The sequence below is a fragment of the Pseudoxanthomonas sp. genome (assembly GCF_051953815.1).
Classification (GTDB): Bacteria; Pseudomonadota; Gammaproteobacteria; order Xanthomonadales; family Xanthomonadaceae; genus Pseudoxanthomonas_A.
In genome coordinates this window covers 101083-113779 of record NZ_JBQCIJ010000051.1, presented here as the reverse complement: position 1 = coordinate 113779, position 12697 = coordinate 101083, and the positions used below count along the sequence as shown (strand labels likewise).

General features: G+C 66.9%; 11 protein-coding genes. 3 read left to right on the top strand and 8 right to left on the bottom strand.

Annotated features, from left to right (window positions below):
- Positions 1-648: 648 nt before the first annotated feature.
- From ACTHN1_RS16525 to gluQRS, 5 genes are all read right to left on the bottom strand, one after another.
- The gene (locus tag ACTHN1_RS16525) at positions 649-819 is read right to left on the bottom strand and encodes a hypothetical protein (RefSeq protein ID WP_440472030.1); all 171 of its coding nucleotides are present in this window, start codon (positions 817-819) and stop codon (positions 649-651) included.
- Between the two features lie 53 nt (positions 820-872).
- Positions 873-1613: an acetoacetyl-CoA reductase gene (gene phbB / locus ACTHN1_RS16520; protein ID WP_440472029.1), complete on the bottom strand. Its 741-nt coding sequence runs from the start codon at positions 1611-1613 to the stop codon at positions 873-875.
- A gap of 76 nt (positions 1614-1689) precedes the next feature.
- The gene (gene phaR, locus ACTHN1_RS16515) at positions 1690-2196 is read right to left on the bottom strand and encodes a polyhydroxyalkanoate synthesis repressor PhaR (RefSeq protein WP_440472028.1); all 507 of its coding nucleotides are present in this window, start codon (positions 2194-2196) and stop codon (positions 1690-1692) included.
- A gap of 164 nt (positions 2197-2360) precedes the next feature.
- The gene (locus ACTHN1_RS16510) at positions 2361-3101 is read right to left on the bottom strand and encodes a beta-ketoacyl-ACP reductase (RefSeq protein ID WP_440472027.1); all 741 of its coding nucleotides are present in this window, start codon (positions 3099-3101) and stop codon (positions 2361-2363) included.
- Between the two features lie 50 nt (positions 3102-3151).
- Positions 3152-4090, bottom strand: coding sequence for a tRNA glutamyl-Q(34) synthetase GluQRS (gluQRS, locus tag ACTHN1_RS16505; protein WP_440472026.1), 939 nt, complete (start codon positions 4088-4090; stop codon positions 3152-3154).
- Positions 4091-4203: 113 nt separating this feature from the next.
- Here gluQRS and htpX point away from each other — a divergent pair, with 113 nt between their 5' ends.
- A complete protein-coding gene (gene htpX, locus ACTHN1_RS16500; protein WP_440472025.1) occupies positions 4204-5085 on the top strand; it encodes a protease HtpX in 882 nt (293 codons plus the stop codon).
- A 1063-nt stretch (positions 5086-6148) separates the two neighbouring features.
- Here htpX and ACTHN1_RS16495 read toward each other — a convergent pair.
- From ACTHN1_RS16495 to epmB, 3 genes are all read right to left on the bottom strand, one after another.
- Positions 6149-6808 (bottom strand): hypothetical protein, encoded by a 660-nt coding sequence (locus ACTHN1_RS16495; protein ID WP_440472024.1) that lies wholly within the window; start codon positions 6806-6808, stop codon positions 6149-6151.
- Between the two features lie 360 nt (positions 6809-7168).
- Complete coding sequence (locus ACTHN1_RS16490; RefSeq protein ID WP_440472023.1) at positions 7169-9241, bottom strand: EAL domain-containing protein; 2073 nt, start codon at positions 9239-9241, stop codon at positions 7169-7171.
- A gap of 103 nt (positions 9242-9344) precedes the next feature.
- The gene (gene epmB / locus ACTHN1_RS16485) at positions 9345-10364 is read right to left on the bottom strand and encodes an EF-P beta-lysylation protein EpmB (RefSeq protein ID WP_440472022.1); all 1020 of its coding nucleotides are present in this window, start codon (positions 10362-10364) and stop codon (positions 9345-9347) included.
- 103 nt (positions 10365-10467) lie between these two features.
- Between epmB and efp the strand changes: the two genes are divergently transcribed.
- Both efp and ACTHN1_RS16475 read left to right on the top strand, forming a co-directional pair.
- Positions 10468-11034: an elongation factor P gene (gene efp / locus ACTHN1_RS16480; protein ID WP_440472021.1), complete on the top strand. Its 567-nt coding sequence runs from the start codon at positions 10468-10470 to the stop codon at positions 11032-11034.
- A 270-nt stretch (positions 11035-11304) separates the two neighbouring features.
- Positions 11305-12648, top strand: coding sequence for a TRZ/ATZ family hydrolase (locus ACTHN1_RS16475; protein ID WP_440472020.1), 1344 nt, complete (start codon positions 11305-11307; stop codon positions 12646-12648).
- The last annotated feature ends 49 nt before the right edge of the window (positions 12649-12697 follow it).

The window sequence follows — 12697 nt, the reverse complement described above, 5'->3', positions numbered from 1 at the left end:
GAGAAGCGCTTCTTTGCTTGTGCAAAGAAAGGAACCAAAGAAAGCACCCCCCGGTCCTCGCGCCCCAGCCGCTGCGCGGCCGGGGTCCGTGTCGCCGGCGGGAATTTTGGGACGGCACATCCCTGTGCCGACCCAAAACGCCGCGCGTCGTGCGCGGCGCCCTTCGGGTTTACCCACCGGCGCCACCGCTGCGGATGGGGCCCCATAGAGCAAAAGCCAAAGGCCAAAGCCAGTAGACCAGCTTCGGAAGGAGCGGCCTCCAGCCGCGAACTTTTGCCCTGCTGTTGTTGTGGCTTTTGCCTTTCGGGTCCCCGTTCAGGCGTGGCAAGCGGGCCGGGTAAAACCCGAAGGGCGGCGCACAAGGACGTGCGCCGTTTTCGACAGGGGCAGGATGCCCCTTCCGAAAATTCCCGGTCCGATTGCGGACCCTGCGCGCGCAGCGCGCAGGGCACGCCGCCAGGGGTGTGTTTCTTTGGTTCCTTTCTTTGCACAAGCAAAGAAGCGCTTCTCAACAGCAGGAGGCTGGTCAAGGGACGCCCCGCGGCGAGCGCGCCATCGGTGATACCGATAGGAATGACGCGCGTCAGCGCCTAACAGCGCAAGGGCAGGGGCAAAGCGCAATGGCAGCGGAGCAAGCTCCGCTCCACGTCATAGCTTGCTGAAAATCGTCGCCGCCACCAGCAACCCGAATCCCCCCACCACCAGCCAGAACGCATGCGGCGCCAGCACCGGGATATACCCGAATCGCGCGGCGATGCCGCCGGCGCCGAGCAGCAGCGCGATGAGCCAGACGCCGAAGGTGGGAGGAGTGAGTTTCATCCGGTTTCCTTGATTGTGCGGGGGGACTGCGGAACGCTCAGGATAGCCGCGGATCAGAAGCTCATGAAGAGGCCGCCGTTGACCGGCAGGTTGGCGCCGGTGATGTAACCGGAGGCTTCGTCGGCCAGGAACGCCACCGCGCGCGCGATGTCGTCGGGCGCGCCGATCCGTCCCACCGGCACCGAGGCGACGGTGCGATCGCGGACTTCGGGCGGCATCGCGCGGGTCATCGGCGTTTCGATGTAGCCGGGCGACACGCTGTTGACGGTGATGCCCTTGGCCGCGACCTCGCGCGCCAGCGACATGGTGAAGCCGTGCAGGCCGGCCTTGGCGGCGGCGTAGTTGGTCTGGCCGAAGTTGCCGGTCTGGCCACTGACCGAACTGATGTTGATGACCCGGCCGAAGCCACGCGCCTGCATGCCGTCGATGGCGTGGCGCGACAGATTGAATACGCTGCCCAGGTTGACGTCGATCACCGCTTCCCATTGCGACTCGTCCATCTTGCGCAGGGTGGCGTCGCGGGTGATGCCGGCGTTGTTGACCAGGATGTCCAGGGCGCCGTGCGCGTCCTGCACGTTGCGCACGAACGCGCCGCAGGCGGAGAAGTCGCTGACATCCAGCGGCATGAAATGCGCGTCCAGGCCCTGCGTGGCCTGGGCGAAGGCGGCCCGGCGCGTCTCGTCGGCGGGCAGATCGGCCGCGATCACGGTGTGGCCGGCGCCGGCCAGATGCTTGCAGATGGCGGTGCCCAGACCGCCGATGCCGCCGGTGACGACCGCGACGCGCTTGCTCATGGGATATTCCTGGAAAAAGGGGATGACATGAAAAAGCCCGCGCCATGGAGCGCGGGCTTCATCTCGGAAACAAGGATCAGCGGGCGCGGGTCTTCGGCGTCTCGCGGGGCGGATCCTTCGGCTTCGCGGTGGCCGGACGGCCCAGGCCGCCGCCGCTGAGATTGCGCTGGAATTCCTGCCAAAGTTCCAGGTTGCGCTCGGTCAGCTGGTTCATCATGGTCCAGGGCGTCTGCCCCAGCAGATTGCCCATCTGGCTGCGGAACTGCTGCTGCTGCTCCATGAAGATCTGCATGCTGCGCTCCAGGTAGTTGCCCATGAAGCCCTGCAGCGAATCGCCGTAGAAACGGATGATCTGGCTCAGCAACTGGGTGGAGAGCACCGGCTCGCCGTCCTGCTCCTGCTCGCTGATGATCTGCAGCAGGACGGTACGGGTCAGGTCATCGCCGGTCTTGGCGTCGCGGACCTCGAAGTCCTCGCCGTCGACAATCAGCTGGCGGACGTCCTCGATGGTGATGTAACTGGAAATCTCGGTGTCGTAGAGACGGCGGTTCGGGTACTTCTTGATGATGCGGATCGCAGCCATGAAGCAATCACTCTAAAACGCAGTGTGGCGCAGCATGACGCAGCGCAGCAGCCCTTGCAACAGGCCGCAGGTCAGGGGTGCCCTGTTCAGGAACGCGGGCCGGACAAAAAAATGCTGCGGGGCGAACCCGCAGCATTTTTCCATCCGCACCGGTGTGGAACGGACTACCAGCCCATGTGGTGGCCGCCGTTGATGTCCAGGTTGGAACCGGTGATCCAGCCCGCCTCGTCGGCCACCAGGAAGGCCACCGCGTAGGCGATTTCGTCCGGGTTGCCCAGGCGGCCGGTCGGGATGTCGGCGGCGATCTTGGCGCGCACTTCCTCCGGCACCGCCATCACCATGTCGGTGGCGACGTAGCCGGGCGACACCGTGTTGACGGTGATGCCGAGCTTGGCGTTCTCGCGCGCCAGCGAAATGGTGAAGCCGTGCATGCCGGCCTTGGCGGCGGCGTAGTTGGCCTGGCCGTACTGGCCCTTGAGGCCGTTGATCGAACTGATCTGGATGATGCGGCCCCATTTGCGGTCGCGCATGCCCTCGATCACCGGGCGGGTCATGTTGAACACCGAATTGAGGTTGGTGTTGATGACCTCGTTCCACTGCAACGCGCTCATGCGATGGAAGGTGGTGTCGCGGGTGATGCCGGCGTTGTTGATCAGGATCTCGATCGGGCCGAGTTCGGCCTCGACCTTGCGCACGAGGATTTCGGCTTCCTCGGCGGAAGTGACGTCGCCGGGGAAGATGGCGATGTCGTAGCCGGCGGCCTTCATCTGTTCCTGCCAGGCCCTGGCTTTTTCCTCGTTGCGGTAATTGGTGGCTACGCGATGGCCCATGTCGGCCAACTTCTTGCAGATGGCGGTTCCGATGCCGCCGGTGCCGCCGGTGACCAGCGCGACGCGAGAACTCATGTGGGGCTTCTCCTGTGGGGACCGCCCGCAAAAGGCGGTTCCCCCGGATTCTAGACAGCGTCCGCGGCGGGCGTGTTGTGCGCCGCAGCGAACGTCATCCGCGCCAGCCGGGGCAGCCGTTCCGGCGCGAAGCCCGCGGCCGCGGCGCGCAGCAATGCCGGCACCCCGCCAGCGTCCGGAAGACGGTCCGCGGACTGCCCGAGCGCTGCCCAGGCCGCTCGCAGCGGCGGCAGCGGATCATCGGCATCGACCGGCAGCGCAGCCATCGACTTGGACAGCTTGTGGCCTTCGGCGTCCACGATCAGGGGCAGATGCAGGTAGCGGGGCGTGGGCAGGCCCAGCGCGTGCTGCAGATGGATCTGCCGGGGCGTGGAATCCAGCAGGTCCGCGCCGCGGACGATGTCGGTGAAGCCCTGGGCGGCATCGTCGACCACCACCGCCAGCTGATAGGCCCAGTAACCGTCGGCCCGGCGCAGCACCACGTCGCCGGCCTCGGCGTGGACATCCTGCACGAACCGGCCCTGCAGGCCATCCTCGAAACCGATCACCGTGCCGGGGGCCACCCGCAGCCGGACCGCCGGATGCGCGCGCCTTTCGCTGGCGACGCAGCGGTGGTGGATGCCACCGGTGGCGGCGAGTTCGCTGCGGCTGCAATGGCAGAAGAATGCCTGGCCTCGTGCCAGCAGGTCGTCCAGCGCGGCCTGGTAGTGCCCGCCGCGTTCGCTCTGTCGCACCACGGGTCCGTCGGAGACCAGTCCGAACGCGGCCAGCGTGGCCAGTTGCCGGTCGGCGGCGCCGGCGATCTCGCGCGGCGGATCCAGATCTTCCACCCGGATCCACCATTCGCCGCCGGCGTGGCGCGCCAGCAGCCAGCTGCCGAACGCCGCCAGCAGCGATCCGAAATGCAGCGGACCGGTGGGCGAGGGCGCGAAGCGTCCCCGGTAGGCGGGTGCGGCGGCAGCGGTGGCGGAATCGGGGGCGGTGGACATGCGGAGGGAGGCGCCTGCAAAGCTGAATCGTCGGTCAGTTACGCGCTTGAATTCAACCCGGCACGACCGCAGATTCGCTCAACATTTCACATTGAATCCTTGCGGAGTTTCCCGTGTTCAGCCGTATCGCCCTGTTCCTCGCCACCAACCTGGCCGTGCTCGTCCTGGCGGGCATTGTCATGTCGATACTCGGGGTCAATCCGAACCAGATGTCCGGTCTGCTGGTGATGGCGGCCATCTTCGGTTTCGGTGGTTCGCTGATCTCGCTGCTGCTGTCCAAGACCATGGCATTGCGCGCGACCGGCGCGCAGGTGATCGAACAGCCGCGCAATGAAGCCGAGCGGTGGCTGCTGGCGACCGTCCAGCGCCAGGCGCAGGGCGCCGGCATCGGCATGCCGCAGGTGGCGATCTACGACGCGCCGGAAATCAACGCCTTCGCGACCGGCGCCAATCGCAACAACGCGCTGGTGGCGGTATCCACCGGCCTGTTGCGGGCGATGAACCGCGACGAGGCCGAAGCCGTGCTGGGCCACGAGGTCAGCCACGTCGCCAACGGCGACATGGTGACGATGGCGCTGCTGCAGGGTGTGCTGAACACCTTCGTGATCGTGCTGGCGCGCGTGGTCGGGGGCATCGTCGACAGCTTCCTGTCGGGCAATCGCGAAGGCGAGGGCCGCGGTTTTGGTTACTACATCATCGTGATGGTGCTGGAAGTGGTGTTCGGCCTGTTCGCCACGATGATCGCGATGTGGTTCTCGCGCCGCCGCGAGTTCCGCGCCGACGCGGGTGGCGCGAACCTGGTAGGCCGCAACAAGATGATCGCGGCGCTGGAGCGGCTGAACGCGCAGCATGCGCCGAGCACGCTGCCGGCGCAGGTGGAGGCGTTCGGTATCGCCGGTGGCATCGGTCAGGGCATGAAGCGGTTGTTCCTGAGCCATCCGCCGCTGGAGGAGCGGATTGCCGCGCTGCGGGCGGCGCAGGGGACGTTTGCCTGAAGCCCGCTCTGTCGATTTTGAGTCTGGAAACCCGCCGCGAGGCGGGTTTCTTTTTGGAGACACGCGTTGTGTCGGGGGCGGGACTCGCTCTTCTCTGCTTTGGGCGCTGGCGCGGTGGGTTGTTGTCGGTGCCCATCGATGGCGCGTTCGTCGCGGGGCCCTACTTGACCAGCCTCCGGCTGTTGAGGAGCGCCTCTTTGCTTGTGCAAAGAAAGAATCAAAGAAGCACACCCCGGTCCTCGCACCCCAACAGCTGTGCCGTTGGGGTTCGTGTCGCCGATGGGGATTTGGGGACGGCACATCCGTGTGCCGGCCCAAAACGCTGCACATCCCTGTGCAGCGCCCTTCGGGTTTGCCCACCGGCGACACCGCTGTGGGTGGAGGCTGGAAGCAAGAGCAAAGGCCATCGCCTTTTTCTGGCGCTGACGCGCGCTATTACTATCGGTTGTCGCTGATGGTGCGCTTGCCGCGGGGCGTCACTTTTCTTTGCTTGTGCAAAGAAAAGTAACCAAAAGAAACACACCCCGGTCCTCGCGCCCCAGCCGCGTTGCGGCTGGGGTCCGTGTCGCCGGCGGAAATTTTGGGACGGCACATCCGTGTGCCGACCCAAAACGCTGCACATCCCTGTGCAGCGCCCTTCGGGTTTGCCCACCGGCGCCACCGCTGCGGATGGGGCCCCAAGAGCAGAAGCCGACCTCCCGATTGCTGCCTTGGCCTTTGTTGTTGCTCTGGCTTCTCGGGCCCCCGTTAAGGCGTGGCAAGCGGGTCGGGTAAACCCGCAGGGCGGCGCACATGGACGTGCGCCGTTTTCGGCAGGGGCAGGATGCCCCTTCCGAAAATTCCCGGCTCGATTGCGGACCCGGAGCGAAGCGCAGGGCACGCCGCCAGGGGTGTGTTTCTTTGCCTATTTTCTTTGCACAAGCAAAGAAAGTAGGGCCCCGCGGCGAGCGCACCATCAGCGAGAACCGATAACAAACCCACGCGCTAGCGCCCAAGCAGAAACGCCACGGCGGCGGTAGAGTCACTCCCTTCGGCGCCGGCGGACCAGGCTGTCCCGTCCAGTTCAGAAGAAGGAAGAGTTCAGGCCCTTGGCTTCCCAGCCCTCGCTGGTCAGCTTGAGCGCGTGCCGGGATTCGTCTTTCCCGGCACCGTCCAGCGCGCGCTTGATCTGCGGGAAGGCGGCCTGGATTCCCGGAGCCTTGGCCCAGTCGGCGACGTCATTGATCTTGTACGTGTAGGTGACGCCGACTTCCTGGTAGTCGCCCAGTTTCATGGGACCTTCCCATTTGACCACCTTGTCCAACGCCTTCCTGCCCCAGCAAAGGTCAATCTTGGACGGGGACGCCGCCGTATCCGGAGAACTTGGCTTTTCAAACGGTTTGGCGCGCTCGGTGAGCATGTATTGCCTGCGGGCAGCCTTGCCGGCCGTTGGCTTGCCCATGATGTCGGCTTCGGCATGCTTGCTGGTTGCGAGCCCCGCGGCCTCCAGCGCCGCCATCTGCGGCGCGATGCCGTACGCAAGGCTTTCGCCGAGTTTGATGTCCATGTCCGATACCTCCACCGGCCAGCGCCGGGCACCGATACAGAGATCGCCCTTGGCGGCGAGATACTGATTCATCGCGGCGGCGAAATTGCGCCGGCTCGGATCGGTCTTGCCGCCGCAGGCAGTCAGGGAAAGTACGCCCAGCGAGGCGAGCAAGATCGCGGATTTGCGGATGGCCATGTCTGTTTCCAATGGTTGATGGCATCCGGTGGAGAAATCGGGATGTGTGATGTCGGATGCCGCTCGATTCTGGCGCGGCTCATCGACGTGATCGACTAACTTTGACAATCGCCCACGTGGGTGAGCGGAGTCATGGACGGATCAGCGCGTGATGGACGTGCATCGAGGACGGCAGCGCGGATCCAGGAAGGATCCGAATCGCGATGGGAGGAAGTGATGGGCCGATATGGAAACGGCAGATGGTCCGCGATGGGGACCGCGCGCGTGGGATGACAAGAGCAGCAAATGGCAGGGGGCCGTCGCCGCCTCGGCGGACTTCAATGAGCCGGCATGGCGAGGGAGCGAAGCTGCCTCGCCGGACTACGAGAAGTCGTAATTCATCTGCGGCCCCGGCGGCGCCAGGAACTCGCCCTCGACGTAATTCACCATCGCCGTGAACAGGAAACTCATCGTCGCCGCGTCGGCCACGTGATCGGCGATGGTCAGGATGCCCTGCGACTGCGCGCGCTCGGCAATCTCCCGGATCTTCAGCTGGTGCTCCGGTGTCTTCGCCAGGTCCTGGCTGAAGACGCGGTCGATCTTCAGGAATGCCGGCTGGAAATGGGCCAGCAGCTGGAACGAATCCAGGCCGGCGCCGAAATGTTCCAGGCCGACCTTGCAGCCCAGCTTCGACGCCCCGGCCTGGAAGGCCTGGGCCTGGCGCAGATGGGTGAAGACTTTGGCCTCGGAGGCTTCCAGCCACAGGCAGTCGCCCGGCACGTCGTGCGCGGCCAGTTGTTTGGCGATGAGCTGGAGCAGGCGTTCGTCGCCGAACGAGCTGGGGCTGACCTTGACCAGCAGCCGGGTCAGGTAGCCGTTGCGACGGCGTTCGCCCAGCACCTCGATGGCCCGGTTGACCACCCAGCGGTCGATGGCGTCGAGCAGGCCGTGTTCCTCGGCGATGCCCATGAAGGCCGGCGGCAGCACCGTTTCACCGTTGGAATCCAGCCGCAACAGGGCCTCGTAGACTTCGCCGGCCTCGCCTTGCAGGCTGACCACCGGCTGGTAATGCAGCAGGAAGTGATCGTTGGCCAGCGCATCCCGCAGGCGCGCGATCCAGTTCTGCACGCGCTCTTCCTCGGCGCGATCGACCGCGCCCGGATCGAAGATCTCGATGCGGTTGCCGCCCAGGCTGGTGGCGGTCTGCAGACTGTCGGTGGCGCGGGTGAGGACCAGGCCGATGCTGGCGATCTTCTCGCCGATCTGAACGCCGCCGACGCTGGCGGTGACCGAGGTGGAGCGCTCGCCGGCGTTGAACACGTGCGAGGCGAACGCCGCGCGCAGGGTTTCGGCCACGGCCGAGGTGCGCGCGTGGTTGCCCTTGAGCAGCACCGCGAAGGTGCGCTCGCCGAAGCGGGCGGCGGTGGCGCTGCTGTCCAGTTGTTCGGCCAGGCGCTTGGCCATCGCGGCGATCAGCGCGTCGGCGGAATCGATACCGATGTCCTGCAGCAGGCGCTGGTAGTGATCCGGTTCCAGCAGCAACAGCGAGTAATGCTCGCCGCGCGCGACCTGGCTGACCGCCTCCTCCAGCGCCTGCAGGAAGGTCGGGCGGTTGAGCAGGCTGGTGACCACGTCGCGCTGGCGCAGATCCTCGACCTCTCGCGCCAGTTCGGGATCGAACTCCTCGCGGCGGCGGAACACCACCTGCACGCAGGGCTCGCCCTCGTAGGTGGCGGTGGCGAATTCGAGCGTGGCCGGGAACTGATCACCGTCCAGGCTGCGCGCTTCCAGTTCGAAACGCGGCGGCGGCGCCTCGCCCTTGCTGAGGCTCTTGAGCAGTTGCTTGAAATCGTTGACGTACTGGGGCGCGACCAGATCCAGCAGCGACAGGCCTTCGACCTCGTCGAAGGATTCGAAGCCCAGCATCTCCAGGTACGCCTCGTTGGCGCGGATGTGCATGCCTTCGTGGATGTAGGCGATCGGATCGCGCGAGGACGAAATCAGCGCGTCGCAGCGGCGCTCGAACTCGCGCAGCTGCACGTCCAGGCGGCGGACCGCGCGGCGCGTCTCCAGATCCGACCATTCGCTGCGCAGGACGTGGAGCAGGTGTTCGGCGCGTCCGCGCAGGACCACGCCGCGCGCGCCGCTGGCCTGATCGCTCAGCCAGTCGGCCTCGGTGATGGCGTCGGCCAGCACGATGACCGGAATGTCCTTGCCGCTGGCGTCGACCGTGGACAGGACGCCCGACAGCGGAATGCCGCGCGCCGAGCGGGCGGCCAGGACCAAATCCATCGGCTGCGAGGCGACCATCTGCGCCAGTTCGTCGGCGTCCAGCGGCCGCAGCGGCCGCACGGCGATGCCTCCGTTCCGCAGCGTACTGACGATCGCCTCGGCGTCCTCGCCGCTGTCATCGACGATCATCAAACGAAGGGTGGAGTCTTTGCCGATCTGCATGCAGCGGTTCCGCCTTGGGAGGGCGTTTAATACACGAAGGGGCCGGAAGCGTCCAATGCGGGCGTCGCAAAAAGGCGCGCCGAGGCCGCGGCGGCGATGGATTTCAGAGGGGCCGCTTGCCGGTGTCGCCCGGGACCTCGCGGACCAGCCGGGGCACCAGGTAGCCGGACAGCCGCGCGCGCAGTTGGGCGTGCAGGGCCAGCGCCTGCTCGTCGGGCACCTCGAAATGGGCCACGCCGGCCACCCGGTCCAACTGGTGCAGGTAGTACGGCAGCACCCCGGCGGCGAAGCTGCGCTCGCCCAGCGCGGCCAGCGCCTCCACGCTGTCGTTGACGCCCCGCAGCAGCACCGCCTGGTTGAGCAGTTGCGCGCCGGCGCCGCGCAGGCGGCCCAGCGCGGCATCGACCTCGGCGTCGAACTCGTTGGCGTGGTTGGCGTGGATGACGAAGGCCACCGGCCAGGGCAGGCCGGCCAACCAGCGCACCAGTCCATCGTCGACCCGTTCCGGCAGGACCACCGGCAGGCGGCTGTGGATGCGCAGGCGCCGGACATGCGGAATGCCGGCGAGCGCGGCGGTCAGTTCGGCCAGCTTGGGCGTGGCCAGCGACAGCGGGTCGCCGCCGGAAAGCAGGACCTCCTCGACCCCGGCATCGGCCCGGATGGCCTCCAGCGCTTCCCGCCAGCCATCGCGGGCGGCGGTTTCCTCGGCGTAGGGAAAATGCCGGCGGAAGCAGTAGCGGCAGTGCACCGCGCAACTGCCGGTGGCCACCAGCAGGGCGCGGCCACGGTACTTCTGCAGCACGCCGGTGGCGGTGCGGGCGGCCGCGTCGCCGACCGCGTCCAGGCCGAAGCCCGGCACCGGCCGCATTTCATCGTCCAGCGGCAGCACCTGCCGCAGCAGGGGGTCGTCCGCATCGCCCGGGACCATGCGGGCGACGAAGCCGCGCGGGACCCGCAGCGGGAACTGCTCCGCCGCCGCGTCCGAAATCCGCGCCGCGAGGGTTTCCAGCCCGAGCATCGCCAGCAGCTCGCGCGGGTCGCGCACGGCGTCGCGCCAGGCCTCCTGCCAGCGCGGGCGGGCGAGGGGGGCGGGCTGCATGGGGGAGGGGGCTGCGGTTATCATAGGCGGGTCTGAAAACAAAACGCCCGCCGGTCCCGGCGGGTTCCCCATTCTATCCGGCCAGCCGTATCCAGCGGCGGGTTTGTCTTACCCCAAGGAGTACTCCATGGCCAGTTACGGCATGAACGACGTCAAGAACGGGATGAAGATCCTGGTCAACAACGAGCCTTCCATCATCACCGATACCGAGTACGTCAAGCCGGGCAAGGGCCAGGCGTTCACCCGCGTGAAGTACCGCCAGATCCGCACCGGCCGCGTGCAGGAAATCACCATGAAGAGCACCGACTCGGTCGAGGCCGCCGACGTGGTGGATACCGACATGCAGTACCTGTACTCGGATGGCGAGTACTGGCACTTCATGCAGCAGGAAACCTTCGAGCAGGTCCAGGCCGACAAGGCCGGCATGGCCGGCGCGGAGAAGTGGCTGAAGGGCGAGGAAGAGTGCGTGGTGACCCTGTTCAACGGCACCCCGATCCAGGTCACCCCGCCGAACTTCGTCGAACTGAAGATCGTCGAGACCGATCCGGGCGTCCGCGGCGACACCTCGGGCGGCGGCGGCAAGCCGGCCACCCTGGAAACCGGCGCGGTCGTACGCGTGCCGCTGTTCGTCGGCCAGGACGAAACCATCAAGGTCGACACCCGCACCGGCGACTACGTCAGCCGCGTGAAGTGACGCGACGGCGCGCCCGCGCGCGGGCGCCCCTGCCGTTGCATCATCCCGGCGAAGGCCGGGATCCATTTTGCTTTTGCGGTCGTGCCTGCTGTTGAAGCCCGGACCACCCGCAACGTCAAAACGGGTCCTGGCCTGGGCCAGGACGACGAGATACCCCGGCGGCGGCGAGGTGAGCGCACCACGCGAACCGAACCGCCTCCGACCGGAAACCCGAAGCCGGAACGTCCGGTCGGATTCCGGCTCCCAGCGGAATGACGGATACGAGGACGCATGACCCACGACACCCAGCCCGAAGCCTGCGATCTCCTCATCGAAGCCGGTTTCGTCATTCCGGTGGTGCCGCACGGCGTGGTGCTGGAAGACCATGCGGTCGCGGTGAAGGGCGGCGTGATTCTCGCGATCCTGCCGGTTGCCGAGGCCCGCCGGCGTTTCGCTCCCGCCAGGACGGTCGCCCGGCCCGACGCGGCGCTGCTGCCGGGCCTGGTCAACGCGCATACCCACAATCCGATGACGCTGCTGCGCGGCATCGCCGACGATCTGCCGCTGATGGAATGGCTGCAGAACCATATCTGGCCGGTGGAAGCGGCGGTGATCGGTCCGGAGTTCGTGGCCGACGGCACCACCCTGGCGATCGCCGAGATGCTGCGCGGCGGCACCACCTGCGCCAACGAGAACTATTTCTTCCCCGACGTGCAGGCCGCGGTGTACAAGCGCCACGGCTTCCGCGCGCGGGTGGGCCTGCCGGTGATCGACTTCCCGACCGCCTGGGCGAAAACCAGCGATGAGTACTTCGAGCGCGCCGGCGAGGTCCATGACCAGTGGCGCGGCGATCCGCTGGTGGACACCGCGTTCGCGCCGCATGCGCCGTATACGGTGAGCGACGCCAACTTCGAGCGGGTGCGCATGCTGTCGGATCAGCTCGACGTGCCGGTTCACCTGCACACCCACGAGACCGCGCAGGAAATCGCCGACTCGCTGAAGCAGTACGGGCAGCGTCCGCTGGCGCGCCTGGATCGCCTGGGCCTGGTCAACGATCGCCTGATCGCGGTGCACATGACCCAGCTGACCGAGGCGGAAATCCACCTGTGCGCCGAGCGCGGCGTGTCGGTGGTGCATTGCCCGGAATCCAATCTCAAGCTGGCGTCCGGATTCTGTCCGGCCTGCGCACTGCAGCGCGCCGGGGTAAACCTCGCCATCGGCACCGACGGCTGCGCCAGCAACAACGATCTGGACATGTTCAGCGAGACCCGCACCGCCGCGCAGCTGGCCAAGGCGGTGGCGAACGACGCGACCGCGCTGGATGCGGCGACCGCGCTGCATGCCGCCACCCTGGGCGGCGCGCGCGCGCTGGGTTATGGCGATCGCATCGGTTCGATCGAACCGGGCAAGCAGGCCGATCTGATCTGCGTGGACCTGGGCGCGCTGGAAACCCAGCCGCTGCACCACGTGGTCTCCCAGCTCATCTACGCCACCGGCCGCCACCAGGTCAGCGACGTCTGGATCGCCGGCCAGCCGCGGCTGGCGCAGCGTGAACTGGTCGACATGGACACGGCCGCCCTGATCGCCAACGCGCGCCAATGGCGCGAGCGCATCCGCACGCTGCATGGCGGATGATGATTGTTCTCCCGCCGGCGTCCGCATCCGATGCGGCCAACGGCACCTG